Origin of the sequence: Gordonia effusa NBRC 100432, assembly GCF_000241305.1 — a bacterium.
Taxonomy (GTDB): Bacteria; Actinomycetota; Actinomycetes; order Mycobacteriales; family Mycobacteriaceae; genus Gordonia; species Gordonia effusa.
In genome coordinates, this window is the sequence record NZ_BAEH01000039.1 from 43,972 (window position 1) to 70,013 (window position 26,042).

Annotated in this window: 25 protein-coding genes and 1 tRNA gene; 8 read left to right on the forward strand and 18 right to left on the reverse strand. The window is 62.8% G+C overall.

Annotated features, from left to right (window positions below):
- Nucleotides 1–72: 72 nt before the first annotated feature.
- The 4 genes from GOEFS_RS22380 to GOEFS_RS06730 all read right to left on the reverse strand — a co-directional run bounded on the left by GOEFS_RS22380 (nt 73) and on the right by GOEFS_RS06730 (nt 4,002).
- The gene (locus GOEFS_RS22380; protein WP_007317142.1) at nt 73–1,728 is read right to left on the reverse strand and encodes a glycoside hydrolase family 183 protein; all 1,656 of its coding nucleotides are present in this window, start codon (nt 1,726–1,728) and stop codon (nt 73–75) included.
- Between the two features lie 24 nt (nt 1,729–1,752).
- Nucleotides 1,753–2,415 (reverse strand): lytic murein transglycosylase, encoded by a 663-nt coding sequence (locus GOEFS_RS06720; protein ID WP_245549780.1) that lies wholly within the window; start codon nt 2,413–2,415, stop codon nt 1,753–1,755.
- 217 nt (nt 2,416–2,632) lie between these two features.
- Nucleotides 2,633–3,121, reverse strand: coding sequence for a hypothetical protein (locus tag GOEFS_RS06725; RefSeq protein WP_040524640.1), 489 nt, complete (start codon nt 3,119–3,121; stop codon nt 2,633–2,635).
- 137 nt (nt 3,122–3,258) lie between these two features.
- Nucleotides 3,259–4,002, reverse strand: coding sequence for an SDR family oxidoreductase (locus GOEFS_RS06730; protein WP_007317145.1), 744 nt, complete (start codon nt 4,000–4,002; stop codon nt 3,259–3,261).
- A gap of 75 nt (nt 4,003–4,077) precedes the next feature.
- Between GOEFS_RS06730 and fdhD the strand changes: the two genes are divergently transcribed.
- Both fdhD and GOEFS_RS06740 read left to right on the forward strand, forming a co-directional pair.
- On the forward strand, nt 4,078–4,941 hold the full coding sequence (fdhD, locus tag GOEFS_RS06735) for a formate dehydrogenase accessory sulfurtransferase FdhD (RefSeq protein WP_007317146.1): 864 nt from the start codon (nt 4,078–4,080) through the stop codon (nt 4,939–4,941).
- A 49-nt stretch (nt 4,942–4,990) separates the two neighbouring features.
- Nucleotides 4,991–7,387 carry an FdhF/YdeP family oxidoreductase gene (locus GOEFS_RS06740; RefSeq protein ID WP_007317147.1) on the forward strand — a complete coding sequence of 799 codons (2,397 nt, stop codon included), beginning with the start codon at nt 4,991–4,993 and terminating at the stop codon, nt 7,385–7,387.
- Between the two features lie 175 nt (nt 7,388–7,562).
- Here GOEFS_RS06740 and GOEFS_RS06745 read toward each other — a convergent pair whose 3' ends face one another.
- A complete protein-coding gene (locus tag GOEFS_RS06745) occupies nt 7,563–8,456 on the reverse strand; it encodes an Fpg/Nei family DNA glycosylase (protein WP_040524641.1) in 894 nt (297 codons plus the stop codon).
- Nucleotides 8,457–8,546: 90 nt separating this feature from the next.
- On the opposite strand from GOEFS_RS06745, the gene GOEFS_RS06750 reads away from it, so the two are divergent.
- Nucleotides 8,547–9,287: a 3'(2'),5'-bisphosphate nucleotidase CysQ gene (locus GOEFS_RS06750; RefSeq protein WP_040524642.1), complete on the forward strand. Its 741-nt coding sequence runs from the start codon at nt 8,547–8,549 to the stop codon at nt 9,285–9,287.
- 77 nt (nt 9,288–9,364) lie between these two features.
- Here GOEFS_RS06750 and cobF read toward each other — a convergent pair whose 3' ends face one another.
- The 7 genes from cobF to GOEFS_RS06790 all read right to left on the reverse strand — a co-directional run bounded on the left by cobF (nt 9,365) and on the right by GOEFS_RS06790 (nt 15,562).
- Entirely contained in the window at nt 9,365–10,141 is a 777-nt protein-coding gene (cobF, locus tag GOEFS_RS06755) for a precorrin-6A synthase (deacetylating) (protein ID WP_007317150.1), read from the reverse strand.
- Entirely contained in the window at nt 10,134–10,961 is an 828-nt protein-coding gene (locus GOEFS_RS06760) for an SDR family oxidoreductase (RefSeq protein WP_007317151.1), read from the reverse strand. The genes cobF and GOEFS_RS06760 overlap by 8 nt, the downstream gene beginning before the upstream one ends.
- A 1-nt stretch (nt 10,962) precedes the next feature.
- Nucleotides 10,963–11,035 (reverse strand) — tRNA-Arg (locus GOEFS_RS06765).
- 215 nt (nt 11,036–11,250) lie between these two features.
- Nucleotides 11,251–11,622, reverse strand: a complete 372-nt coding sequence (locus GOEFS_RS23415; RefSeq protein WP_170323135.1) for a hypothetical protein — start codon at nt 11,620–11,622, stop codon at nt 11,251–11,253.
- A gap of 216 nt (nt 11,623–11,838) precedes the next feature.
- On the reverse strand, nt 11,839–12,483 hold the full coding sequence (locus GOEFS_RS06780; protein ID WP_007317154.1) for a response regulator: 645 nt from the start codon (nt 12,481–12,483) through the stop codon (nt 11,839–11,841).
- A gap of 73 nt (nt 12,484–12,556) precedes the next feature.
- Nucleotides 12,557–13,843: a sensor histidine kinase gene (locus GOEFS_RS06785; protein ID WP_245549781.1), complete on the reverse strand. Its 1,287-nt coding sequence runs from the start codon at nt 13,841–13,843 to the stop codon at nt 12,557–12,559.
- Between the two features lie 96 nt (nt 13,844–13,939).
- Nucleotides 13,940–15,562: a PucR family transcriptional regulator gene (locus GOEFS_RS06790; RefSeq protein ID WP_040524644.1), complete on the reverse strand. Its 1,623-nt coding sequence runs from the start codon at nt 15,560–15,562 to the stop codon at nt 13,940–13,942.
- Between the two features lie 74 nt (nt 15,563–15,636).
- On the opposite strand from GOEFS_RS06790, the gene pruA reads away from it, so the two are divergent.
- Both pruA and GOEFS_RS06800 read left to right on the forward strand, forming a co-directional pair.
- Nucleotides 15,637–17,268 (forward strand): L-glutamate gamma-semialdehyde dehydrogenase, encoded by a 1,632-nt coding sequence (gene pruA, locus GOEFS_RS06795; protein ID WP_007317157.1) that lies wholly within the window; start codon nt 15,637–15,639, stop codon nt 17,266–17,268.
- Nucleotides 17,268–18,215, forward strand: coding sequence for a proline dehydrogenase family protein (locus GOEFS_RS06800; protein ID WP_007317158.1), 948 nt, complete (start codon nt 17,268–17,270; stop codon nt 18,213–18,215). Before pruA ends, GOEFS_RS06800 begins: the two co-directional genes overlap by 1 nt.
- A gap of 11 nt (nt 18,216–18,226) precedes the next feature.
- Here the strand turns inward: GOEFS_RS06800 and GOEFS_RS06805 are convergent, their stop codons facing one another.
- Together GOEFS_RS06805 and GOEFS_RS06810 are read right to left on the reverse strand one after the other, a co-directional pair.
- The gene (locus GOEFS_RS06805) at nt 18,227–18,880 is read right to left on the reverse strand and encodes a response regulator (RefSeq protein ID WP_007317159.1); all 654 of its coding nucleotides are present in this window, start codon (nt 18,878–18,880) and stop codon (nt 18,227–18,229) included.
- The gene (locus GOEFS_RS06810; RefSeq protein WP_040524662.1) at nt 18,877–20,040 is read right to left on the reverse strand and encodes a sensor histidine kinase; all 1,164 of its coding nucleotides are present in this window, start codon (nt 20,038–20,040) and stop codon (nt 18,877–18,879) included. Before GOEFS_RS06810 ends, GOEFS_RS06805 begins: the two co-directional genes overlap by 4 nt.
- A 133-nt stretch (nt 20,041–20,173) precedes the next feature.
- Between GOEFS_RS06810 and GOEFS_RS06815 the strand changes: the two genes are divergently transcribed.
- Nucleotides 20,174–21,088: an ABC transporter ATP-binding protein gene (locus tag GOEFS_RS06815; protein ID WP_007317161.1), complete on the forward strand. Its 915-nt coding sequence runs from the start codon at nt 20,174–20,176 to the stop codon at nt 21,086–21,088.
- A complete protein-coding gene (locus GOEFS_RS06820) occupies nt 21,085–21,879 on the forward strand; it encodes an ABC transporter permease (RefSeq protein ID WP_007317162.1) in 795 nt (264 codons plus the stop codon). The genes GOEFS_RS06815 and GOEFS_RS06820 overlap by 4 nt, the downstream gene beginning before the upstream one ends.
- A gap of 177 nt (nt 21,880–22,056) precedes the next feature.
- Here GOEFS_RS06820 and GOEFS_RS06825 read toward each other — a convergent pair whose 3' ends face one another.
- The gene (locus GOEFS_RS06825) at nt 22,057–23,928 is read right to left on the reverse strand and encodes a VWA domain-containing protein (RefSeq protein WP_007317163.1); all 1,872 of its coding nucleotides are present in this window, start codon (nt 23,926–23,928) and stop codon (nt 22,057–22,059) included.
- Between the two features lie 26 nt (nt 23,929–23,954).
- Nucleotides 23,955–24,392 carry a type II toxin-antitoxin system Rv0910 family toxin gene (locus GOEFS_RS06830; RefSeq protein WP_040524646.1) on the reverse strand — a complete coding sequence of 146 codons (438 nt, stop codon included), beginning with the start codon at nt 24,390–24,392 and terminating at the stop codon, nt 23,955–23,957.
- Here GOEFS_RS06830 and GOEFS_RS06835 point away from each other — a divergent pair.
- Entirely contained in the window at nt 24,370–24,966 is a 597-nt protein-coding gene (locus GOEFS_RS06835; RefSeq protein WP_007317165.1) for a DNA-3-methyladenine glycosylase, read from the forward strand. The genes GOEFS_RS06830 and GOEFS_RS06835 overlap by 23 nt on opposite strands.
- An 81-nt stretch (nt 24,967–25,047) precedes the next feature.
- On the opposite strand, the gene GOEFS_RS06840 is transcribed toward GOEFS_RS06835, so the two are convergent.
- Together GOEFS_RS06840 and GOEFS_RS06845 are read right to left on the reverse strand one after the other, a co-directional pair.
- Nucleotides 25,048–25,233, reverse strand: a complete 186-nt coding sequence (locus tag GOEFS_RS06840) for an antitoxin (RefSeq protein WP_007317166.1) — start codon at nt 25,231–25,233, stop codon at nt 25,048–25,050.
- A 65-nt stretch (nt 25,234–25,298) separates the two neighbouring features.
- The coding region (locus tag GOEFS_RS06845) for a cation transporting ATPase C-terminal domain-containing protein (protein WP_007317167.1) at nt 25,299–26,042 on the reverse strand (744 nt) is incomplete at its 5' end.

Here is a 26,042-nt window from a genome sequence, read left to right on the forward strand (position 1 = left end):
AGTTACCTGAACTAACTACCTACGACGAAAGCCAACATTAGCGGTATCGGATCACCGCCGCAATAATTCAAATCACCCACCCGGACCGCGCGGAGCGTTCCGCCCGCTACCGGGCCCCTGCATCGAGTCAGGCAGCTGCAAAGTCGGGAGTTTCGGTGCGCCAAGATCAGGCGCCGGACCGAATGGAATGCGCGCTCCGCCGGGCAACGGGATCTCCGGAACGGTCGGTGACGGCGCGGGAATTCCGCGGCGCGTCACGGTCGCGTGCATCAAGTAGACGTTGTAACTCGACCACTGCGACATGGTGAAGTACAGGTCATTACCCTTCGACCACGGGTGAATACTCGCACCATAGATCGATGGGTAGTTCGCGGCCGACGCGACCACCTGCGGCGACGTCCACGGCCCTTGCGGATTCGCAGCCTGTCGCAACACGATGCCGTTGTTGAAGACGTCGGTCGACAGCATCAGCCAACGTCGCAGCGAGGGACTGTATTGCACCGAAACCTCGCCTACGCCGCCGGACACCACTGCGCGCGGCTCAGCGGTGAGCCCCTTCTGCCAGTGGGTACCGGTCCAGTACTGGTATGCGGCGCGATACATGATCTGGTTCGCGGGAACTCGCGCCACGTAGACACCACCGACGCGGCCTTGTTCGGTGCCGAACATGTAAACCATGCCGCCGCGTTTCGCGAGCGCCGGCATTTGGAAGTTCCGTGCTGGGCCTGCGTTGGTCCAGAAAGCACTACCCGATTTCCGCCAGGTCGCACCGTTATCGCCGGACACGGCGATACCCGAATAATTCGACGTCCAGGACCCGGGAGCCGGACCATAGCGACGGATCGACGCGTAGGACACGTACTGCTTGCCGCCGATCGAGATACCCGACGTCGGCAACGTGGTTATCTCCGAACCGTTAACGCGCCGCGCCGGAATCACTTCCCGCGCATGGTTGGCACGGTTGCTCAGGAATGAGTTGTAACTCATCTGATTGAGATTGCGGGTGGAACTATAGGCCAAAGTGTTTACGCGCCAATCGAATCCGGTCGGCGCGGACGTACCAGTGTCACCGGCGTAGCCCGACCCCTGCTTGCCGCCCTGCTTCAGATTGACATACGGCAGCGCTGGGAACGGGATCTCCTTGGGCATTATCGGCAGGTTCAGGCCCGCACCACTCACGTAGGGCGGCTGACCACTCGACTCGCCTTTGGGGCGCGGCGTACCGAATGTGTCGCCGAACATGGTGATGACCTGGCCACTGCCGTTGTCCCACATGACCGCGTTACCCGCGCCCGCTACGCCCCACTTGGTATCGGTGTGGTCGGCGGACTGCGACCCGGTCAGTTTCGTGACGAAAGCGTTGGTCACGCCACCCTTGGTGATCGGCTGGCCGTTTCCGCGCTTCTCGCCGACGTTTTCGTTCTTCGGCGCCGGGTACAAGTCATTACCGGGACCAGTCGGGGCCGGTGAATTCTGATCGGGTACCACCGTCACCGACGGTTTGTCATCGCCGCCCTTCGGCAATTCCGGAACGGCCGGAGCGGGAGGAACGATCATCGCCGCGTTTTGCACATTCGGCACACTCAATTGCGGCTGAGCGTTGAGATTGGGCGCCTGCGCCTGTTGCGAATTACCGGAGTTCGACGAGCAACTCGCAAGCGCCAATGTCGCCGAAAGGCTCAATACGCAGCCAGCGACAACACGCTTCTTCGTGGTTGTGGTCTTCATCTGAACGTTCCTCATCCCCACGATTCAGCGCCCGTACCGGCCGGCGAACGCGTGTACTTTGTCCAAGAACCCCGGCGTCGAATTGAATTGCGCCACCGCTGCGGCCCAACCATCGGACTTACGAAGGTCCCCACCTGCCGCACACAAGTACCTGGCGACAGTCAGGGTGGCGTCGTCGAAATTGTCCGGATCGGCTTTGCCGTCATTATCGGCATCGGTCGCGAACTGCTCCCATTTGCTGGGCATGATCTGCATCGGCCCCATAGTGACGTCGATGCTGTCGTTTCCGTCGTATCGCCCGGCGTCGGTATCAGCGATGGGCTTCGCGCGCTCCGGATTCGCCTGGGTCAGCCCTCGCAGTTGCGGCGCCACGATGCCGTCGTTTCCGATTGACGAACCGTCAGCGCTGCCATGTTCGCTGGAAACCGCGCCGATCGCCGCCAGAGTTGACCAGCCGATGCCGCAGCCGGGCACTGCCTTATCCATCGCGGCCGCGGCATACGCGTACGACTGCAGGGCGCGTACTGGGATGCCGTAGGGCTCGCTATGCAACTGCGACCATGCCCTCAACTGCACTGATGGCACGTCCTGTTTTGTCGCCTCGTCGTCTTTGCTCAATCGGGACGAACATCCCGCTACCAGAGCAATCGCCAGTAGAACTCCCATGACACCCATGGCTTTTCGCATGTAATCGAACCCTCCGACCCGCTCGCGCAGCATGTTACCGCACTCGTTAGTCGGACAAATGAACTGGTCATCCGGTTACATGCGTAGCGATTACTGCTTTCGGCGCAGAAGTCTTCTACACAGGCCCGGGCGCTGCAACTTCAACGCCCTACATAGTCACATGCAGTGATATGAATCACATTTCACGCCGTGAAGTCGGCGGCAACCTCGGTGGCCGCTATTTCTTGGCAACAGCGATTAGCGCCCCTCCCGCCAGCGCGACGATCGCGCCAACCAGTGCGAGATACACGCCCGTCCCGAGTTTGAAGTCACCATCGACGAGGACCGCACTAGCTACCGCTCCCGCGACACCGATGGCACCCACAATCAAAGTCGGACGTTTCCAAGCGTCGGTGTACTTCCCGATCAACCGGGTGATCCCGACGATCAACAACACGATTCCCGCCGCGGCTACCGCCCAGTGGAGCTTGCTCGACTTGTAGGTGACCTCAAGGGTGTCGGTGCTATGAGTTGTGCCGAAGCCCGTGATCGTCGCCGCGTCGTCAATCTTCGCCACGTACCAAACCAGCGGATAAGAGGCCAACGCCAGAATCGATCCGATAATCGTCACGACGGCGCCGATTGAAAAACCGGAATAGTCCGCTACTGCCGGTACCGGTTGAGCCCCGTGCGGTACAGCACCGTATGGCGATTGCTGTTCTGTCATCCTCGATGTCCCTCGGCCTAGTTGCGCGGGACACCTCGCCCCCGCCTCGATGGAAGGGTACGACACGAAGTCGATCGGCGCGGGCTTAATGTCATTTCCCCGACCCACATTCGACCTATCGTGACCAGGTCGCGCTCCTACACCAGTCGCTGACTCACCGCATCAGGCAAATGCCGCAGCGCATACGACAACGGCACCCACGGCCAATTCGGTACCGGCGCGAACCGCGGCTCGGCTTCGATCGCTTTCACCAGCGCACGCACACCCTCGTCGGTCTTCGCCATCAGCTTCGTCTTCACGCCGCGGTTGATATCGGTCTCGATATAGCCCGGCGCGATCACCGAGACAGTGATCGGCGAATTCGCGAACTCAGCCTGCAGTCCCTGCCCCAACGCCGACAGTCCCGCCTTCGACGCCGAATATGCCGCCTGCGCCTTCGGCAGCCCACGAATCGCGCTCATCGAACTAATGAGAACCAGGTGGCCGGCGTTCTGCTCGCGGAAAATCTCGAGCGCCGCCTCGATTTGCGCAACCGCCCCAATAAGATTCGTCTGAATCGTCTCGATGTTGGCGTGCATCTTGCCGGTACCCAGCGGCGCACCTTTCCCCAATCCCGCGTTGACGATCACGCGGTCGAGGCCGCCGAGTTCGTCGGCTAGGTCACGAAACGCGGGACCGACGCTGTCGACGTCGGTGACATCGACCGTCGCCGTCGCGACCTGCGCGGCGTCGGGTCCAATCTCGGCCGCCAGGGCGTCGAGTTTGTCCGCACGTCGCGCGCAGAGTGCCAGCGCCCGCCCCTTCTTCGCAAACTCACGGGCCATCCCCTCACCAAGCCCGGAACTCGCACCGCTAATCAAAATCTTCTGCCGTGTGGTCATAGCGGCCAACCTACCTGCCGCCTATCGAGGCACGAACGCTGAACTGCCAGTGAACGCGGTGTACGGTCAGAAGACATGGGGAGAATTACGACGCGCAGGCCGCTGACGAAGATCACCGTCGGCGGCGATGCCCAGCGCCGGGTAGATACCCTCGCCGTCGAAGAACCCCTCGAAATCCGCATCGGCGGTTCCGCACTCGCAGTGACCATGCGCACGCCCGGCCACGACGTGGAGTTGGCTGCCGGCTTCCTCATCTCCGAAGGCGTCATCGATAACGCTGAACAGTTCCGGGCGGCGATACATTGCGGCGGACCGGGTTCGGGTGCCACGAGCACCGGAAACGACTACAACATTCTCGACGTCGCACTTGCCCCCGATGTCGTGCTGCCGTCAACCGCCGCGCGCAATTTCTACACGACCAGTTCGTGCGGCCTATGCGGCAAAACCAGCATCGACGCCGTCGCGACCGTGTCCAGATTCGACGTCGCCGCGGACTCGGTCACCCTCGACGCCAGCCTCCTCGCCACCTTCCCCGACCTCCTCCGCGAGCATCAGTCCGCCTTCGACAAAACCGGCGGGCTGCACGCGGCGGCCCTCTTCGACGCGACGTCGGGCGAGCTGCTCGTGCTTCGCGAAGACGTCGGACGGCATAACGCCGTCGACAAGGTCGTCGGCTGGGCGCTACTAAACAATCGACTTCCCTTGCGCGGCAAAGTGTTACAGGTGTCCGGGCGCGCCAGCTTCGAACTCGTGCAGAAGGCGGTCATGGCTGGTATCCCGATACTCGCCGCGGTGTCGGCGCCATCGTCACTCGCAGCCGAACTCGCCGACACGTCGGGGACGACTCTCGTCGGTTTCCTTCGCGGCGAAACCATGAACGTCTACACCCGACCCGATCGAATAGTCGCCGACGCACGCCTCTCGGCCGTCCCGGGATAACCCGCGAATCACCCAGCCCCATAGCCCAGCCCACGAAAGCGACTCCGCGATGACCATCGATCACTCACCAAAACCTAAGGTGCACAAGCCCGTTCCGACTTCGCCGCCCTCGGCGGAGAACACGGCAACCGACCGCGTGCCGGGGCTGGCGCCCACTGTGCCCCGGCAAGGCGGGTTCGGACCGTTGACCGACGGCAAGTGGTCGAGCAAACCGTACCGGCACGCGGCAGCATCGTGGGGCGCGGCGCAATCGGTCGGCATGATCCTCGCCAAACAACGCGAGCTGGGTCGAGGCACGCACTCGATGTTCGTAATGAACCACTCCGACGGCTACGACTGTCCCGGCTGCGCGTGGCCCGACGACAACAAACTGACCCTCGACTTCTGCGAGAACGGCGTCAAACACGTCACCTGGGAGATGACCCCCAAACGGGTCGACAGCCGGTTCTTCGCCGAGCACACCGTCACCGAACTCGCCGACTGGACCGACTTCGACTTGGAGAACCAGGGGCGGCTCACCGAGCCGATGCGTTACGACCCGGACACCGATCGCTACTTGCCGATCTCGTGGGCAAGCGCCTTCGAAATGATCGGCGGCACACTGCGATCGCTCGCATCACCCGACCAGGCGTCGTTCTATACCTCGGGCCGACTCAGCAATGAGGCGACCTTCCTCTACCAATTGCTCGCACGCGAATACGGCACGAACAATGTGCCCGATTGCTCCAACATGTGCCATGAGGCGTCGGGACGTGCGTTGACCGCGTCGATCGGGACCGGCAAAGGCACCGTCGACACCCACGACTGGGAACAGGCCGAACTGCTGTTCGTGATGGGCAACAACGCGGCGTCTAATGCGCCGCGCATGCTGACCGCGCTCGCCGAGGCAACGCGGCGTGGCGCGAAGATCGTCCATATCAATCCGATGGTCGAGGTTGGCGCGACGAAAACCATTGTGCCGCACGAGATGTTGGAGATGGCGCTGTTTCGGGCCACCAAGACATCGGACCTGAATCTGCAGGTGCGTCCCGGTGGCGACCTCGCGTTGATCCGCGGTGTCGCCAAGACGGTATTCGAAGCGGCGGCAACCGATCCCACCGTCCTCGACAACGAATTCCTCGCCGAATACACCCATCAGCTCGACGAGTACCGGGCCCTGGTCGAATCGACCACCTGGGATGACCTGGTCACTCAGTCCGGGCTCGCCGAGGAACTGATCCGAGAGGTCGGCCGGTGGTATATCGAATCCGGCAAGACCATTATCAGCTGGTGCCTGGGCATCACCCAACATGAGCACGGTGTCGACACCGTCCGCGAAATCATGAATCTCCTTCTGCTGCGCGGAAATATCGGCCGCGAAGGTGCCGGGCCATCGCCGGTGCGCGGACACTCCAACGTGCAAGGTAACCGCACCTGCGGTATCAACCACCGACCGAGCGCGGCATTCCTGGACAAGCTCGACGAAGTATGCGGCATCGTCTCGCCACGCGAACACGGACTGGACACCGTCGCCACCATCGAGGCCATGAACGCGGGCGAAGTGAGAGTCTTCGTCGGCATGGGTGGCAACTTTGTGATGGCCGCACCCGACACCGCGTATACCGCTGCGGGACTTCGCAATTGCGATCTGACCGTGCAGATCAGCACCAAGCTCAATCGCAGTCACCTGGTACATGGCCGGGAAGCGTTGATCCTGCCCTGCCTCGGCCGCACCGAGAAGGACGAACGCGCTGGCGGGGTGCAGGGACAAACGGTCGAGGACGCGATGAGCATGGTGCATATCTCGGTGGGCAAACGCCGGCCGGCATCACCCCAATTGCTTTCGGAGCCAGCGATTCTCACCGGCATCGCCGAAGCCACGTTGCCCGACAGTGCGACGCCGTGGTCGTGGTACGCCGACGATTACGACCGCATCCGCGACGTGATGGCGAAGGTGCTGCCCGGATTCGAGGGTTTCAACGACCTCATCAAACAGCCCGGCGGATTCCGGATTCCGCAGCCCGCGCGAGAACGTGACTTCCGTACACCGTCGGGCAAAGCGGAGTTCTCACTTGCGCCGCTGCCCAACGTGATTCCCGACGATGCCGATGTGCTGATTCTGCAGACGATGCGCAGCCACGACCAGTGGAACACCACCATCTACTCGAATAACGACCGGTATCGCGGCATCAAGAACATCCGTGAATTGATCTTCCTGAATGAGACCGATATGGCCGAGCGCGGGCTGTCCGAGGGTGACTTCGTCGACATCACGTCGACGTCGAAGGACGGCTCAGTCCGCACGATTCGCCGCTTCCGCGCCCTGCGTTACGACCTGCCGAAGGGAGCGGCGGCCGGCTACATGCCCGAGTGCAACGCGCTGATCGGCATCGCCGACTACAGCACCCAGAGCGACCAGCCCTTGATGAAAAACGTGCCGGTGCGGGTGACAGCGTCGGCGGAGTAGCGCCTCCGGTCGTCGAGTGGCCACCCCCTTCGACCGTCGAGTGCCAAGCCGTCCGATCGTCGAGTGCCACCCCCGCCGATCGTCGAGTGCCAGCCGACGAGCCTGCGAGACGGCTGGTGTATCGAGACGCGGTGAGACGACCTCGAAACCCGGCCCGACCAAACCGACCGCCCAACTACTTCAACAACCTCGACATCCGACGATCCGCCAGTACCTTCCCACCCGTCTGACACGTCGGGCAGTACTGAAATGACCTGTCGGCGAATGACACTTCGCGGATCGTGTCGCCACAGACTGGGCACGGAAGTCCGGTCCGGGCGTGCACACGCAGCCCGGTTCGCTTCTCCGACTTCATCTTCGCGACCTCCCGCCCCTCCAACCTCGACGTCGCGTCGGCCAGAACGTCGCGGATCGCCTGGTACAGGTCATCCAACTGTTGCCCCGTCAAGTTTTTCGACGTCGCGAACGGCGACAGTTTCGCGGTGTGCAGGACCTCGTCGGAGTACGCGTTGCCGACGCCGGCGATGACGCGCTGATCGGTGAGCACATTCTTGATCCGCGCGCCGGTTGTGGCCAGGATGTCGCCGAAGTCATTGCGGGACAAGCCCAGTACGTCAGGGCCGAGTGACGCGATCCGCTCCACGTCGTCGGGCTTGCGGACTACCCATACTGCCAGTCGCTTCTGGGTGCCGGCTTCGGTGACGTCGAATCCTTCGCCCGGCATGCCGCAGTGCACCCGTAATGCGATGGGCCCCTTGCCTCCCGGCCGGGGCGGCGTCGGCGAAAGGTTCTCACTCCAGCGCAACCATCCCGCGCGTGACAGATGGATGATCAGGTCGATCACCGGCTCGGCGTCGGCGGGCGCATCAGCGCCCGGCGTCGTTTCGATGATCAGATACTTGCCGATGCGGTGCACCCGAGAGATGACCCGACCGGCCAGCGCCGTGTAGGGCGGGTCGGCGGTCTTCAACACGGCCAGGGATGCGACGTCGACGCGGCGGATTGGGAAACCCGTCGCGCGGTCGTCGAGGAAGTTGGCAATCGCTGCCACCTCGGGAAGTTCGGGCATGGCATCTAGTGTGCCGCACCCGATGCCTGAACACGCGCTTTCGCGGTCTCCTGTCACCCAGCCCGCCTCGACTGCGTAGCATCGGAGGGAATGTCTTCTCGATACACCGATGCCGAACTCGCCGCCCACATCGCCCAGGGTGCAGGCGAAATCCTGCTCGGTGTGCGACATCAGCATCTACTCGATGGTCGCCAACTCGGTGACGTCGGCGATGCGATGGCGCAGGCATGGATTTCGACGGTCCTGAACCGGCATCGCCGACACGACGCCGTGCTGTCCGAGGAGGCCGACGACGTCGGCGACCGGTCCACCGCGAAGCGCGTCTGGATCATCGATCCGCTCGACGGCACTCGTGAATTCGCTTCGGGCACCACGGACTGGGCCGTGCACGTCGCACTCACCGAGGGCGGTCGCCCGACGGCAGCCGCGGTGTCTTTGCCCGCGAAGGGTGAACTTTTCCGCACCGACGAAGTGCCGACGGTCTCCGGTGAGTTGACCGGCCGTATCGCGACCTCACGTTTCGGCGGTTCGTATGAGAGTGCGCTGGTGGCCAATCTGCTGTCCCTGGACATTGTGCAGATTGGCTCTGCCGGCGCCAAGGCGATGGCGGTCGTGCGCGGGTCGGTGGATGCCTATGTTCACGGCGGCGGCCAGTACGAGTGGGACAATTGCGCGCCGGTCGGTGTGGCGTTGGCGGCCGGTTTGCATTGCAGCCGTCTTGATGGCACCGAGATCGTGTACAACACACCGCACGCCTATATGCCTGACTTCGTCATCTGCCGTAAGGAACTGCGCGACGACATTCTGCGGGTGCTGTCCGAGGAGTGGTAAATCCGGGGACTGCTCGCGTTCTGTGAATTATCGTCCCCCTCAACAGGTTCGAAGGGAAATATGCCCTCCGAGCACCCTCACGGGGATGAATTTTTCTTCCGTAGCAGGTAAATATCCATGATCCACCCGATCCGCTTCCGCGCTTCCTCGCGTACTGCCCGGATCTGTTCCCCGACGTCACCTACCCGCCCGCTGATCAGTATCTCATCGTCGGTCCCGACATAAGCGCCCCACCAGATCTCATCGTCGGCATCGGCGGTTCGTAGGAAAGCTAAGTCACCGTCGAGCATCACAATCTGGTTTCCCGCAACCTCTTTCGGTGTTTCCGAAAGGCGGCGTCCAGTGGTCACATGGATCGGTTCACCGATCCGATGCGCGACTATTCCGTGTGCTGCGGTCAACGCCGACGCGCTGGTCACTCCGGGGATCACTTCGACATCCAGCGTCAAATCATCAAGTGCCGCAAGCTGTTCGACGATACGCAGCGTGCTGTCGTATAGCGCTGGATCGCCCCACACAAGAAATGCTGCCACGCCACCGTCAGGGATGTCGGAGCGCAGAACCGTCGCGATAGCGTCGACCCGAGCTCGGTGCCACCGCCGGACTTCGGCGTCGTAATCGTCGGGCCGACGGTCCCGAGGGGGATCAGAAATCTCCACGACGCGGTACCCCGCTGGCGCATAGGCGTCGAGGATCGCGGTCCGCGCGTCGAGCAGCGACTGTTTGGCCGTTCCTTTGTCGAGCATGAGAAACGCGTCGACACCGGCCAGCGCCTCGATCGCCTGTATCGTCACCTGTTTGACGCCGCCGGGCCCTATTCCGATGACGCGCAGTGCGATTCGATGGCTAGGCACGAATCTTGGGCAGGCCGTGGACCTTGGCTACCAGATCAAGGATGGCTTGACGCGGCAGGAGACGTTGCGCGAAGAACACCACACCGGCGCGATTTCCCTTGGCATAGAGCGGTTTGGGATCATCGGACAGTGCGGCGTCGACGATGACTTTCGCCATCACGGCGGTGTCGAGGCCCTTGTCCTCATTCTTTCGAGTTGCCGCCGCGAGGGTTTCGTATTCCGCCTTGTACGGCGAGTCGTCGCCAATAAAGATGCTGCGGCGCGTGCCGATTCCAGTGGCGATCGTGCCGGGTTCCACCGTGAACATCCGAATGCCGTAGGGCGCCAGCTCACGTCGGCTCGCCATCGCGAATGCCTTGAGCGCCGACTTGGTAGCGGCGTAGTTTGACCGGAACGCCACCGGGAAACTCGACAGCATCGAACCGACCATCACGACGGTGCCGCTCCGCCGTTCCCGCATCCCGGGCAGCAATTCCTTGGTCAGCGCGACCGGGCCGAAGACGTTGTTGGCGAATAATGCCTCGATCGCCTCGATCGGGGTGTCCTCCAGTGCTCCGGCCTGCGACTCGCCCGCGTTGTTGATGAGGATGTCGACGTCGCCCGCAGCTTTGGCACACTCGGCGATCGACGCGGCGTCGGCATTGTCGAGCCGCAGATAGGTGACGCCCGGAACCTTGGTCGCGACGGTGTCTGGATTGCGGCTGGTGCCGAACACGGTATGCCCGCGCTGCACGAATAGCCTGGCGGCTTCAGCGCCGATGCCATTGGAGGCGCCGGTAACGAGAACGATCTTCGGATTTCCTGCGTAGTTGTCGGCCACGTGCCCCCGGCAGGATTCGAACCTGCGACACCCGCTTTAGGAGAGCGGTGCTCTATCCCCTGAGCTACGAGGGCGGGGACTGGAGGAAGATGAGGACCTTCGCATCAGTCGCCTTCTGACCACCCGCGTGGCGAGTGATCAGACGAAGGTGAGTCTACGGCACCGATTCGGGACGCTGATCTGGCAGCCGATCGAGGTATCGGCCGCGGCGAGATGTACCACCGTCCATTGGGAACCACGGCGGCGCTTCCGCTTGGGGCGGATCGGTCACAGAACGCCTCGCAAAACGCTATTGTGCGTAACAGAATTCGCCACGACCGTAGGTCGACAAGCGAACGTCAGAGGCACGACGGGAGGGAACAATGGGCCGGAGAATCTTCAAAGTGTCATCGGGCGCACTCGCGGTCGCTGGCTTGCTGATCGTCAGCGCGGGTTGCTCTTCGACAGAATCAGAACCATCGACCACGCCGTCGACATTTTCATCCACGACGACAAGCCTGTCAAGCAGCTCGACTACCGGGGCACCCCGCACCAGCGCTAGTACCCCGAACCCGACCGCGAGTTCAGCCGCACCCTCGAGGCGGATGACTCCGATCGGCATCATGTGTGACCTGGTCCCCAATCCGAACACCGGCTTAAGCACGCCAGTGGTAGTACTCACTGGCAAAGTCGATTGCAGCGAAGCACTCTCCGTAGCTCGCGACTACCTGGCCGGCATCAAAGCCGGGAAGCCCGCGGGACAGGGACAGTTCATGACTGTACGGGGATGGGACTGCAACTGGCCCTACGTCGACGGGCGCAGCCACGCCGACTCGTACCTGAAGTGCGTAGATGCATCCGGCTCGAACTCAATCCGAATTGGCAACTAGGCACCACCTCAACCATGCGCCAAATACATCAAGATCGCCCGCACCCGACGATTCTCCGACTCCGGCGGCAGGTCGAGTTTGACGAAGATGTTGGCGACGTGTTTGGCCACCGCGGCGTCGGAAACCACCAGCGTGGCAGCGATTTCGGAGTTACTGGCCCCCTTGGCCATCAACTGGAGCACCTCGGATTCACGCGGCGTCAGTCGATCAATCACACTGGGCGAGAACATCTTTGCGATAACCTCCGGGTCGATGATCACACCGCCCGCGCAGACCGTGTCGACCGCTCGCAGAAAGTCGTCGACCCGGCCTACCCGTTCCTTCAGCAGATACCCCACCGACCCGCTAGACCCCGACGTCGCGTCAAGCAATCGGCGCGCGTAGGCGGCGGCCACGTATTGGGAAAGCACGAGGACCGGCAGACCCGGTCGTCGCTCCCGAAGCTCGACAGCCGCGCGGAGTCCGTCATCACCGTCTCCCGGCGGCATCCGCACGTCGGTAATCACCAGGTCGACGTCACCAATATCGATGGCGCGCAACGCATGCGCATCGGCGACGGTCGCGATCACGTCGTGGCCCGCTCGCTGGAGTATGCGAACCAGCCCCTCGGCCAAAAGCACCGAGTCCTCCGCGACGACTATCCGCGCACCCACTGGTGAGAACTCCCTTCGATCCATCCGATCATGGCATATCGCAGACCTCCGAGCGCCGGATCACCCAGGCGACTCAAAGAGTCTTCGCCCACCGCAAGACCGTCGGACCACCGTCGGGACTCGCCAACGTCAGCGTCGCACCGAGTGCGTCGGCACGTTCCATCAGACCCGCCAGCCCGGTCCCCCGCTCGACGTCGGCCCCGCCCACACCGTCATCGGTAACGATCATCGTGATCTCTTCCCCAAGCTCGGACGCGGCGGTGTCGAATTCGATGATCACCGTGGACGCCCGACCGTGTTTGCCGGCATTGGTGACGGCTTCGCTTGCGGTGTAATACATTCCACGTTCGACGTCGGCGGGTAACCGTCGGCCCGACGGCCATCCTGCCTTCGGGAGGATGCGCACCGCGATGGGACCACCGAGTTCGGCACAGGCCGCTTCAATGCCAAAGTCATCGAGCACCTGCGGATAGACGCCGCGAACGGTGTCCCGAAGACCAGACAGAGCTCGCTCCACTCTCGTTTGCGCGGCTTCTATGTCGGCACGGACCTGCGTGTCGTCAGTCGCCTGTGCCAGCTCGCCCAACTGCATCGACGCTCCGACCAGATCCTGTTGCGGGCCATCGTGCAGGTCACGCTCGATGCGCCGACGCTCACCCTCGAAGGACGTCACCAACACACCGCGAGACGACTGCAGACTGGATACCAGCGCGGCGAGTTCTTCTTCACGTGGCCCCAGCAACCCGCTGGCCAACGACGCGAACGCGGCCGACACCGCACCGCATAGGTACAGTCCCACAACCCCAATCGGAATCGCGATCAATACCAGCAACAGCGACTCGGCTACCGAGTCGACGACCCACGGTCCCATGTTTATCGGTTCACCACTGCGGGCTATGAACGGCGAAAACAGCAGCGCGCCAAAGAAGGCGCCATAGATAATCAGCCCCAGACTGGCGATCGGCGCGAACGCCGCCAGTACCACCGAGTACGCGACTTCTCGCCACGTAGCGGCCTCTCCGAGCCGTGCGCCGGCCCGTTCGGTGACCGAACCGGTTAGTGGACGATGCGGATCGCCGATCGGAGGCACCCGCAACAACGCCACCCGCTGGCGCTCGATCTTGCCCAGCAGATACGACCAGGCTGGTGCGAGCGGCAGCAGAATGATCACCACATATGCGAAGAACAACAACCAGCCGGCCACCACGGTCACCGCGACGTACGCGAGGCCGCGCCAGGGATCGGAAGATGTCAGGAATCGACGCGGGGTCCCGCCGATGATCTGCCACGGCGACGCGCGGCGCGGCGCCGACGCGGACGGGAGTGCTGATGGGACTGCGGTCATCGTGGAAGTTGCCATGCCTTCGACGCTATGGGGGCTCGACGCCATATGCACTGGTGCGACGTCGAATCTCGGTGGTAGTGCTGACGCTACCGTCGAGCGGCCAGCCGACGGTCATAAGGCCCGCACTGACAGCGCGACGACGAGCCGGGTCGCCGGGTCGCTCAGGTCGATGCCCGACACCTCACTGATCCGCCGAATCCGGTAGCGCAGCGTGTTGGGATGGATACCCAAGTCCTGCGCGGCTTTTCGGATATCACCGAAGTGATCGAGATAGGCGCTCAGGCTCGCGATCAGTTGACCGCCAGTTTGGCCGTCCGACGCCGCGATTGCCCGTACTCGCGAGTCGACAAGTTCCGGATGCGCGGCCAGCTGCCCGACAATCTCGCCAAGCAACATACCGGTTTGCGATGCTTCGACCGTGGTGACGTCGTGGATCAGATGACCTTCACGAGTAGCCGCGTTGAGAACGCGGTCGGCTTGCGCCCGCAGGTCGGCGACGCCCGCTAGCCCCGGCGCAGGTCCGGCGATTACTGCTCGAATCCGTCGACCGAACAGCCGCGCCGCTGCGGCAACGGCTCTGCGCGCCCATAGGTGAATATCCTTGGCCGCCAAACCATCTGCCGGCAGAACTGTGTACACCCGAGAGCCGATCGTCACGGTAACCGACTGCTGGGCAACAGCACTCGCGTGCAAGGTCAGCGCGGATAATTCCGACGATGTGAAAGTAGTTGCGTCTCCGGCGGATTCGCCGGCGATTCCGCCGAACGCGACCACCACTACTTCCACGGCGACCGGCAGATGAAATTCGCCCGCGAGGTACTCGACGTCGACATCTGGCCCAAATGCCCCGAGCAATCGGCGAACGAGATCGTCGTGTGCAGACCCCGCAGCTCGGCGTCGGGCGATCACACGGCCCGCCAGAGCCGCCGCGCCGCGCAGAATCTGTTCGACGTCGGGCGACCAATCCCGCCCGGCCCGCTGTAACCAGATGGTGCCGTAGAACTCGCCATCACTACCCGACCGAATCGGCATGGCGAGTCTAGCTCGCAGGCCGAGGTCTGGATGTGCTTGTACCGCAATCACATCGGTCGAGTTGCGTACAGCGTCGAGTACACCCCACCGTCGAAGCCAGGCCATCATCTCCGGTGGCCCCTCTCGCCCCAAAATGGAGAGTCGGCGTAGCTCGTCGGCCTGCTCATCGGCGGCACTGTAGGCAAGCAGGTGCGCGCGTTCGTCCTCGATATTCACCAAACCGCCGGTCTGACGCGCCACCTCGCCCGCGAGAGTGAACAGGTCTTCGACACGGCCGGACCGGCCAGCGTCGCCGACGACGGCGTCGTCGAGCACCTGACTAATCACGTTGTAGATCCGCTCCGAGCGTGCGCGCGAATCCATTGCTATCACCGCGATGCCCGCGCCCACCAGGTCACCGACCATCCCGGCGGGCGGATTCTTTGTCAGCACCGCCGCAGGAAGGGATCCAGCGTCAGACGCGGCCCGAAACCACCGGGCAACAGCTTGCTCATCGAGACCGACGAACAGCATGACGTCAGCGCTCCGAGTCGATTGGCCTAGGCCGAAGTGCACATCGTCGGCGTCAATGAGCGCAACCGAAGCCACGATGGGATCGAAGTCCGGCAGGACTGAAGGGCCGGTCACCGTGTCGCCGAGTGCGGACAGCAGTTCTCCCAGCCGCACGCCGCGGCCGGATACAGGGCTGCCAGGTTTGTCCATTTGGACAAATGTTAGCGCCATTTCTTAGCTGATCGACCATAGTCTTGATCTTCATCCGGCGATGCACTGGAGATATGGACGCGATCACCTCACCGCCGCGCGCGGTCAACGAGCCCGTACACACCTACGCACCCGGATCACCGGAACGGTCGGCCATTATTTCCCAACTCGATGCCGCATCGGACAGCCAACACGAGTTCCCGCACATTATCGGCGGGGCCGAGCGAACCGGTAGCGGCGATATTGTCGACGTCGTGCAGCCGCACGCATATGGAGACAGGCTCGGCACTATCACCAACGCCACCCATGCTGACGCCCGCGCGGCGGTCGACGCGGCATTGACCGCCGCACCGGATTGGGCCGCAACCTCTTTCGACGATCGCGCGGCTGTGCTCTTACGTGCGGCCGACTTGCTCAGCGGTCCATGGCGCGAACGGGTCGCGGCGGCCACGATGCTCGGTCAGTCAAAGACGGTGCAGCAGGCCGAGATTGACAGTCCATGCGAACTGGTCGATTTCTGGCGCTTCAACGTGGGGTTCGCGCGCGAGATCCTGGCCGAGCAGCCGGTGTCGTCGCCGGGTGTGTGGAACCGTCTCGATCACCGTCCGCTCGAGGGGTTCGTCTACGCGATCACGCCATTCAACTTCACCGCGATTGCCGGAAATCTGCCGACTGCTCCGGCGCTGATGGGTAACACCGTGGTGTGGAAACCCTCACCCACACAGGCATATTCGGCCCATCTCACGATGAAGGTCCTGCACGAGGCCGGGCTCCCACCGGGCGTCATCAATTTGGTCAACGGTGACGGTCGGGACGTATCCGACGTCGTGCTGGCGGACGAGAATCTGGCCGGCATTCACTTCACCGGATCGACGCCGACCTTCCAGCATCTCTGGCGAGAGGTCGCCCGGAATCTGACGACCTACCGGACCTATCCTCGCCTCGTGGGCGAGACCGGCGGCAAGGACTTCATCGTCGCACACACCTCGGCCGACCCCGATGTGCTGCGAACAGCCTTGATACGCGGCGCTTTTGAGTATCAGGGACAGAAATGCTCGGCGGCGTCGAGGGCATATGTGCCACGATCGCTATGGCAGCGGATGGGCGACGATTTTCTCGCCGAGACCGATGCTCTCCGCTACGGCGATGTGCGAGACCTGTCGAATTTCGGTGGCGCGCTGATCGACCGGCGCGCCTTCAACAAAGCCGTCGCTGCCATCGACCGGGCGAAGAGTTCACCGTCGGTGACCGTCGCGGTCGGTGGTAGCTGCGACGATTCGGTCGGCTATTTCGTCCGCCCGACGGTCCTGCTATCGGATGATCCGCACGACGAATCGTTCGCGACCGAGTATTTCGCACCCATCCTCTCGGTCCACGTCTACGAGGATGACGAGTACGATTCCATTCTGCCGGTGGTGGATTCGACGGCGTCCTACGCGCTGACCGGTGCGGTGATCGCCCGTGAGCAAGCCGCCATCGATGCCGCGATGTCGGCGCTGCGATACGCGGCCGGCAACTTCTACATCAATGACAAGCCGACCGGAGCGGTGGTCGGACAACAGCCGTTCGGCGGATCACGTGCGTCGGGTACCAATGACAAGGCGGGCTCTCGTGCCAATCTCGCACGCTGGACGACCACGCGCACCATCAAAGAGACCTTCGTTCCGCCGACGTCGTCGGCCTACCCGCATATGGCGGCCGACTAATGAGTGTGGTCTTCGATTCACTGCTGCGTCCGGCGATCAACGCGGCGGCCGATAGTCACGCGATAAAGTCCTTCTCCCAACACAATTCGCTTACCTCGAAAGTCGTGGACCGGTTCGTCGCCGGGTCGGATCGCGCGACCCTGCTGCCGGTTCTGACGCGGGAACTCGCAGGCGGACTGTCGGTGACCGTCGACTACCTGGGCGAAGATACCGTTGACGAGCAGGCAGCCGCCGACACCGTGCGGGAGTACCTGGCGCTCATCACCGCGATGTCTGAGGTTGGTGCCACAGGCATCGGCCGATTGGAAGTCTCGCTCAAGCTCACCGCTGTCGGATTGGCGCTGCCCGAGCACGGCCGCAAGATCGCCACCGAACATGCCCGAACGATTTGTGCCGCAGCGCATCACGCGGGCGTGTTGGTGACACTCGATGCGGAAGGATCTGGCACCGTCGACGATCGGTTGGACATTCTGCGAGAGCTTCAGTCGGACTATCCCGACGTCGGAACCGTACTGCAAGCGTATCTGCGTCGAACCGAGGAAGACTGCCGCACGCTGATTGATGCACGAGTCCGGTTGTGCAAGGGCGCGTACGCCGAACCCGTGTCAGTGGCGTTCTCCAAATCCGCGTCGGTCGACAACTCCTACCAGCGATGTTTGCGAATTCTCATGCGGGGCAATGGGTATCCGATGATCGCCACGCATGATCCGATGATGATCGCGGCGGCGCGCGCACTCGCGAAGGAGGCTGGTCGTTCATCGGCGTCGTGGGAATACCAGATGCTCTACGGCATCCGAGCCGACGAACAGCGACGTCTGGTCGAATCTGGTTCGCGGGTAAGGGTTTACCTGCCGTACGGCCAGGAGTGGTACGGGTACTTCCTCCGACGCCTGTCCGAGCGGCCGGCGAATTTGACCTTCTTCGCGCGGTCGTTGGTTAGGCGCTGAGCGTCTCGCGCCTACGCCAGCCCGGCGTCGTGCATCAGGATGGCCACTTGCACGCGGTTCGACACATCGAGCTTCGTGAAAATCCGGGATATATGGGCTTTTACCGTCGCGACGCTCATATATAACTCGGCGCCGATCTCGGCATTCGACGCCCCTTTCGCCAAACACACCGCGACGTCGCGTTCACGGGTGGTCAACGATTCCACCGCCCCCTGCGCGAGGGCGGACCGGTCATCGCCGTGGCCGTCTATTACCTGTTTGATCAGCGCGGCGGTGACCGTGGGGCTCAGCGCCGGCTGCCCGGCGAGCACGTTCTTGATCGCTGCGACGATGTCAGCGGGCGGAGTGTCCTTGAGCAAGAAGCCATCTGCACCCACGGCGAGCGCGCGCACCACATAATCGTCGGCGTCAAAGGTGGTTAGCACGATTACCGCGGGCGGCGACGGCAATTCTTTTAGCATCGCAGTCGCTTCGATGCCGTCCATCACCGGCATGCGCAGGTCCATCAGCAATAGGTCGACGGGGTCGGATGCATGGCTGTCCAAGGCCTCACGTCCGCTACCCGCCTCCGCGACGACGTCCAGCTCAGCATCGCCGCCAAGCAGCAATTTCAAGCCCGAACGCACCAGCGGGTCGTCGTCGACAATCATCAAACGCGCGATCATGTCTGCCACGGTAACCACACTCGCAGTACGAAGCGATTATCCGCGGTCTTGCGATGTGACTCGCGACCACCGCTCAGTTCCACCCGCTCAGCCAATCCGACCAGACCGAATCCGGATTTGAGCGCGGCGGGCACGGTAGCCGCGAGCGGAAGCGCGTTGACTACCTCCAGGTCGATACCGGAATCCTGATCACCGGTGATGCGCACATGCGCCGTGGCGGCGGGCGCATGCTTACGAACATTCGTCAGAGCTTCCTGAACACAGCGGTACAACGTGCGACCGACGCTCGACGGCATCGTCGAAAAATCAACTGTCGCAGCATATTCGATGCGCATTCCGGTATTTCGATTGTCATCGATCAGCGCGTCGATATCCGTGGCCGCGGCCTGTGGGCTCTCCGGAACGGCGTCTCCGGGTCCTTCACGCAGCACGCCGAGAACCTCCCGCAGTTCAGCCAGGGCCAGGTGCGATGTCTCGGCGATCACGGTCGCCGTCTCCCTAACCTGTTCCGGCGGAAGATCATCGCGAAACGCGAGCGCTCCCGCATACATATTCACCGTCGAAATCCGGTGGGCGAGAACGTCGTGCATTTCCCGTGCAATCCGAGCACGTTCTGCCGCGCGGGCCGACGCCACCTTCGCACTCTGCTCATCCTCGGCCAGTTGCGCGCGAGATCGCCAGCTAGCCAACAGTTCCCGACGGGAACCGATATACATTCCCCAGGCCACCATCATGCCGACGACCACAGCCAGGACGCCGATATCGACGTAGGTATTCGTCTCTGTCTCCGGGTCGGCGAAATATCGAGACGATACCGTGCCGCATACGAACGCGAGGACCGCCTGCGGCACAATCTCGCGCCAACGTCGTCGAGTTGACAGCGACACCAAAGCCAGCGTCGACGGCCCGGCTGACGTCGCGGAAACAAGTCCGACGATATTGGTGAAGGTGGCGACCGCCACCGGATGCGATCGACGCCACCAGACGGCGACAAAGGAGATGGCGCCGAGAATCAGATCGGCGATCAGCCACCACATCGCGTGCTCGAGTTGATAGTCGAGCCGCGGCACGAGCACGAATACCGAAAGCATCACCATCAGGCCATATCGCCAGAGCGTGCTCCACCGGCTCAACGGTGGTTGATAGTCCTCGGGGCGCACTAGTTCACCGTAGACCGACCGCTGGCTCCGCTGCGTCAGCCTCGCGGCTGCCCGCACCCCCTACTTTGGTCGGTAACAACTCTGGCCGGGCGCATGATGCGGCGGCCACTCGCCGACAGCGAGCATAGAAGCCATGATCACAGTCGAACATCTCACCAAACGCTATGGCGACTACACCGCCGTCGACGACGTCAGCTTTACCTGCAAGCCCGGTCAGGTTACCGGCTTCCTCGGACCGAACGGTGCCGGAAAGTCGACGACCATGCGGATCATCGCCGGTCTCACTCCGGAGACGTCGGGAACCGCGACGCTCGGTGGCGTCCGGTACGCCGACATCCCCAATCCCGCAACACAAGTCGGCGTACTGCTCGACGCGTCGGCACAGCACGCGGGACGTACCGGCGAGGAGATCCTGCGCCTGTCCGCGATGACGCTGGGCCTTCCGCGTAGCCGCGTCGACGAGATTCTCGACATGGTCAGTCTTACCTCGGAAGAGGCCGGACGTCGGGTCCGCAACTACTCGCTCGGCATGCGACAGCGCCTGGGTATCGGCAACGCACTACTCGGCGACCCACATATCCTCATCCTCGACGAGCCGGCAAACGGACTCGACCCAGCCGGAATCCATTGGATGCGTTCACTTTTGCGCAACTACGCCGATCGAGGCGGCACCGTCCTGCTGTCGTCGCACCTGCTGCACGAGATCGAAATCATCGCCGACGACATCGTCGTCATCGGACACGGACATATCGTCGCTCATGGCACCAAAGAGGAACTGCTCGCCGGCGCCGGAACACGTGTCCTCTCCGCCGATGACGCCGCGCTCTGGCAGGCGCTGCACGCCGCCGGAATCAGCGCACAGCAGGTCGCGGAGGGTGGATTCACCGTCGACGCCGCACCTGCCGACGTCGGGCGAATCGCATTCGACGCCCGCATCCCGCTCGTCGAACTGCGCCCCGGTGACGGCGCGCGCCTCGAGGAGATGTTCCTCCAACTCACCCAGCAGACCCAGCGCGAGCAGCCCGCCCTCCAAGGAGCCCCCTCATGACCACCGTCGCACCGCCCGTGACCATTAATACGTCGGCCACGCCAATTCCGTTGAGCCGCTTGATCAAAGTGGAGCTGCGCAAACTCGTCGACACCCGCGCCGGGTTCTGGCTCGTCTCCTCGATCGGGGTAATCACCGGCATCGTCGTCGTCGCGATGCTTATCGCCAACGCGAACAGTCCGGAGAAGCTGACCTACAGCGAGTTCTTCGGGATGATGAACCTGCCGACATCATTCATCCTGCCGATTCTGGCGATTCTGCTGGTGACCGGAGAATGGAGTCAGCGGACCGCGCTGACAACGTTCACGATGGAACCTCGCCGCGAGCGGATCGTGCTTGCCAAGTTGGGCGCGGCCGTGATCGCCGCCGTCGGAGCGGTCGCGTTGTCGCTCGTCGTCGGTGCGATCGGCAATGTAATCGCCGGAGTCGCCTACGGCGATCCAGCGGGCGCGTGGACATTCACCGCCGCCAATCTGGTGAATTCCTTTGTGCTGCAGATCTTTGGACTACTCCTCGGATTCGGTTTCGCCGCACTGATCCTCAACACTCCCGGAGCAATCGTCGCCTACTTCGCACTACCGACCCTGCTCGGCATCGTCGGAGGTCTGGTGCCCTGGTTCCACGACAACCTGGGTCAGTGGATCGACACAACGCAGTCCAACGCACCGTTCCAGTCGAGCGACTGGGCGTCGGGCGGCGAGTGGGCCAAACTGGTCGTCTCCGCGCTGATTTGGATCGCGCTCCCGCTGGGATTGGGCATCTGGCGCATCCTGCGGTCCGAAGTGAAATAGCCGACTGACGTCCACTGAGCGGCAGTTTCCGGTCCGAGCGATGCGGAAACTGCCGCTTCGGCGTCGCCGAGGGAGATACTCCCCCGCCGACAATCACACCACAGACTCCAACCTGCCAGCTCAACGTCGCCGAGGGCACTACTCCCTCGCTGGCGCCCGCACCGCAGATTTCAGCCGCTACCGTCCCGCTGCCGCCACCCGCGCCGCGATCGCGTCCACGAAGACCGTCTTGATGTCATCGGCGGTCTTCGCCACATACGACGTTCCGCCGGTTGTTTCGGCTATCTGCTTAAGGGAGTCGGTGTCGGCGTCGTCGGAAATCCCGATGGTCAGGATCAGCACCGGACGCGCGGGGTCTTCCAGCCGCTTCAGCTCCGACAACAGGGTGTCGAGGTTGATGCTGTTGGGATCTTCGTTCTCACCGTCGGTCATGATGATGACGCTGTTGGAGTAGTTCGGGTCGTAATCGTCCTGAACCTTCTTGAACGCAGCCAACGTGGTGTCGTACAGACCCGTGCCACCGCCAAGGTCGCTCAACCCGCGGCGCACGGCATCGGCGAGGAAGTCGCGGTGCGTCTTGCCGCCAGACGACGGCGCGTCGAGACGACGAATAGGCGCCAGCTCTTGCCAGTCCTGCCCCTGTCCACCCCTGTCGATGGAGAAGGCCCAGCCGCCGATCTGAGTGTTGTTGGGGAACAACTTCAATCCGGTCAGCGACGCCTGCAACAGCAGATCCGCGCGAGTGCCATCACCCGTTCCGGCCGACTGTTCCATCGACCCCGACGTGTCTTCGACGACGAGCGTCCGGATCGGCACGCCGAGCACCTGCCACTGACGCAGTGCCTTGTCTACCTGCGTCGGGTCTTTGAGGTTCAGCAATTCGACGTTGCCGAGTCCGGAATTATTCGGCAACGCGGCTCCGTCGGCGCCGCGGTACCCCGCCTCGTGCAGAACGTCTTGGCCATCGCTGGCAGTTATGTTCTCCGACAACACTTTTCCGGCTTCCGCGGCATCGTCGTGCCGAGCAGCGGGCGCGGTGTTCACCATCGGATAGTCCAACATCACCGTGCCATCGGACGGCGCCTTCTGCTTCAACTCCGACCCCGGATGCGTACGGGTGAACAACAGGAACTGCTGTTCGGTGGTAACCACCGGAGTGTTCGACGTATTGGCCAGATTGAGCCGGGTTCCTTCGTTGTCGTTGGCCAGTCGCGCGTTATTCTGTTGCACCGCAAGAACAGTCATCGCGTCGGTCAACTGCTTGGGCTGCAATTTTCCGGCATTTACCTCCGCCAATGCACCGATGATCGGCGCGTCGCCGGTCGACGTGTCGATCGGCGACCCCATCCGCAGATCCGGAAGTTTCATCACGTCGGTCCAACTCGCAAGTGCGGGAACCTGTTTGCCGACGACGACCACCGGCGACTTCGCGGTCGACTCGCTCACCAGATCCAGATTGCGACGCACCTGGGTAGTGACCCGCCGTGCCTGAGTTTGCGAGTCCGCTACCCACAGGTCGGGCGCCTTGTCGCCCTGCGTCAGCAGTCCCGGCGCATCGGCTCCCGCCAGCGTGCTGACCGTGAAGTCGTAACAAGAATTGTCAGATGCCTTGCGCGCCAATGTTTTCAGAGCACCGGTCATAGTCTGATCAGACGCAACCGAAACCGCGGTGCGATCACCACAGCCCCCGACGACACCGGTACGCCACAGGATGAGACCAGTGACGAGCGCAGCGACGACGAATAAGGCCACCAGACCCCAGATAAGCCCGGCTCGTCGCGACGACCCGGTATCGCGATGGTCGAATCCGAACTTGTCGTCCGCCGGAGTTTTACTGGCTGCCCGCGGACCCGACGCCGCGGCACGCGATGTCGGCTCCGGATCTACCGGGTTCGGTTGATCGCCGGCAGGTGACGGACCACGAGACGATGGACCGGCAGCCCCCGGGTGACGTGCACCGCGCTCGTCCGCCGGTAGCCGATGGCTTCCGGTCGTCGGCTGCCAATTGCCTTGCGGTTCACTGTCGTCATCGGAGGTATGCCGTCCCATGTCGCCTCTACTTCTCTAGCGTCCGGTCAGCCGAATGTTTCCCGGAATCGTCGTAGCGACTCTCGCAGGTCGCCCTTGGTCGCCATCGCGGCGGCCTTCCCGGCCGGACCGATCAGCGGCAGCCCGCCGAGTTCCACGGTGAACGTAACAGTCGATCCCTCGCCGGTTGGCGCAATCGCCAGATCGATCTTGGCTTTAACACCACCCTTCCCGCTACCTTTGAATCGCACGCCGCGCGGTGCGTCGAAATGTTCGATAACCCAATCGAAGCGCACCCGCGCACCCTTGAGCTTGATGACCGACGACACTTTGGTGCCGGCCTTGAGGTCGCCGGGAGCGGGCAATTCGCTGCGCCAGCCGTCATGCAAGACCAACCAGTCCTCGAACCGGGAGAGGTCCGACGCGAATTTCCAGGTATCTTCCGGGGACATATCCACAACTATGGAGTCGCTCGTTTTTGCCATGAACGCAGACAATACTGTGATCGACCATGCTCGCGCCCTGTTGGGTACCCGTCTCGTCGGCCACGGCGTGAGCGCCATCATCACCGAGGTCGAAGCCTATGCCGGAATCGACGATCCGGCGTCGCATGCGTTTACCCGCACACCGCGATCCGAGATTATGTACGGCCGCCCGTGGCGGCTCTACGTCTATCGCATACATGGACACCACTGCGCCAACGTCGTGACCGGACCCACCGAACAGGCGTCCGCCGTACTGATCCGGGCCGGCCGCATCGATAACGGCATCGAACTCGCGCGTGAACGCCGAGGTGAAATAGCCGACGACTATCTCGCTCGGGGGCCGGGAAATTTCACCAAGGCACTCGGGATAACCATCGCCGACCTGGGCACCGACCTGAAAGTCGCGACGCCAATCTTCCTCGACCGCGACGTCGAGACGCCGCCGGTCGAGATCACCGCTGGCCCACGCGTTGGGGTACGACACGCTGCCGACCGCCCGTGGCGGTTCTGGATTTCCGACGATCCGACGGTGTCGGCCTATCGTCGGCACCCGAAGACAAGTGACCAAAGCTAGGCCCGGGAAACACAAACACCGTCGTCTCGCGGTGGCCCGAAGGGCTCGCGAAACGACGGCGATATGTCCGTCAGCAGACTATTACTGCTGCGGTGGCTTGTTCTCCTCGGAACCGACAGCCTTCTTGACCGCATCCTGCGCCTTGTCGACCTGACCCGCATACTTGCCTTTGGTGACCTTGTCGATGGCGTCGCCACCCTTGTCGACCAGGCTCGGATTGCTCTTGAGTGCCGACTTCGCCTTATCGATCAAGCCTTTGAGATCCATCACTGGCCCCTTCATCAAGCGAAGGCCGTTCCTTCGCACCGGCGTCCAGTCTAAGGCGTGGGGCCTCAAACTCGCACTACACGGGGCAGCACTCGCGACGTTATCTCAACAGCGACGATGGCTATCGCGGCGCTGATCAGGGCGACACCATTCATCGTCCAATTGGTCGAGTCCAGCTTGAACATCTCCTGGGTCCACGGCCAGGCGAAGATGATCACGTACGCGCCGACCGACGCCGCGAGTAGCAACACCTTCCACCAGGTGTACGGCCGAGCGACAACTGCGAGCACATACACGGCGACGGCGATCAGTGTCATCAACGTCGCCGTCGACGCCTGGGTTTGGTCTGCGGTCATCGCCACCGCATCCTCGGACCCAAGTGCCCTGCCCGCACCACCTGGATTGACGATCACATAGGTGATGAAAGTCGCGATACCGACGATCAGCCCGTTGGGTACCGCCTGGGTGAGTACGCGCCGAACGAATCCCGTCCGCGCCCGCTCGTTATTCGGTGCCAGCGACAGCACGAATGCGGGTATCCCGATGGTGAACCACGCGGAGATGGTCACGTGGATCGGCTGGAAGGGGTAGCTCAGCGAATCGAATCCGAAGATCTTGCCAGCCACACCAGCGATGCCGATCAGCAGTGCCAGAAAGACCGCGTACACCGTCTTGGTGAGGAACAGATTCGAAACGCGCTCGATATTTCCGATCACCCGCCGACCTTCGCCGACCACATAAGGCAGCGTCGCGAACTTGTTGTCCAGCAATACGATTTGGGCCACCGAACGGGCCGCCGAGCTTCCCGA

Excerpts from the sequence above, each read along its gene's own strand:
- GOEFS_RS22380 (WP_007317142.1), bottom strand. The coding sequence starts at position 1,728 with ATGAAGACCACAACCACGAAGAAGCGTGTTGTCGCTGGCTGCGTATTG.
- GOEFS_RS06720 (WP_245549780.1), bottom strand. The coding sequence starts at position 2,415 with ATGCGAAAAGCCATGGGTGTCATGGGAGTTCTACTGGCGATTGCTCTG.
- GOEFS_RS06725 (WP_040524640.1), bottom strand. The coding sequence starts at position 3,121 with ATGACAGAACAGCAATCGCCATACGGTGCTGTACCGCACGGGGCTCAA.
- GOEFS_RS06730 (WP_007317145.1), bottom strand. The coding sequence starts at position 4,002 with ATGACCACACGGCAGAAGATTTTGATTAGCGGTGCGAGTTCCGGGCTT.
- fdhD (WP_007317146.1), top strand. The coding sequence starts at position 4,078 with ATGGGGAGAATTACGACGCGCAGGCCGCTGACGAAGATCACCGTCGGC.
- GOEFS_RS06740 (WP_007317147.1), top strand. The coding sequence starts at position 4,991 with ATGACCATCGATCACTCACCAAAACCTAAGGTGCACAAGCCCGTTCCG.
- GOEFS_RS06745 (WP_040524641.1), bottom strand. The coding sequence starts at position 8,456 with ATGCCCGAACTTCCCGAGGTGGCAGCGATTGCCAACTTCCTCGACGAC.
- GOEFS_RS06750 (WP_040524642.1), top strand. The coding sequence starts at position 8,547 with ATGTCTTCTCGATACACCGATGCCGAACTCGCCGCCCACATCGCCCAG.
- GOEFS_RS06785 (WP_245549781.1), bottom strand. The coding sequence starts at position 13,843 with ATGGCAACTTCCACGATGACCGCAGTCCCATCAGCACTCCCGTCCGCG.
- GOEFS_RS06790 (WP_040524644.1), bottom strand. The coding sequence starts at position 15,562 with ATGGACAAACCTGGCAGCCCTGTATCCGGCCGCGGCGTGCGGCTGGGA.
- pruA (WP_007317157.1), top strand. The coding sequence starts at position 15,637 with ATGGACGCGATCACCTCACCGCCGCGCGCGGTCAACGAGCCCGTACAC.
- GOEFS_RS06800 (WP_007317158.1), top strand. The coding sequence starts at position 17,268 with ATGAGTGTGGTCTTCGATTCACTGCTGCGTCCGGCGATCAACGCGGCG.
- GOEFS_RS06805 (WP_007317159.1), bottom strand. The coding sequence starts at position 18,880 with ATGATCGCGCGTTTGATGATTGTCGACGACGACCCGCTGGTGCGTTCG.
- GOEFS_RS06815 (WP_007317161.1), top strand. The coding sequence starts at position 20,174 with ATGATCACAGTCGAACATCTCACCAAACGCTATGGCGACTACACCGCC.
- GOEFS_RS06820 (WP_007317162.1), top strand. The coding sequence starts at position 21,085 with ATGACCACCGTCGCACCGCCCGTGACCATTAATACGTCGGCCACGCCA.
- GOEFS_RS06825 (WP_007317163.1), bottom strand. The coding sequence starts at position 23,928 with ATGGGACGGCATACCTCCGATGACGACAGTGAACCGCAAGGCAATTGG.
- GOEFS_RS06835 (WP_007317165.1), top strand. The coding sequence starts at position 24,370 with ATGGAGTCGCTCGTTTTTGCCATGAACGCAGACAATACTGTGATCGAC.
- GOEFS_RS06830 (WP_040524646.1), bottom strand. The coding sequence starts at position 24,392 with ATGGCAAAAACGAGCGACTCCATAGTTGTGGATATGTCCCCGGAAGAT.
- GOEFS_RS06840 (WP_007317166.1), bottom strand. The coding sequence starts at position 25,233 with ATGGATCTCAAAGGCTTGATCGATAAGGCGAAGTCGGCACTCAAGAGC.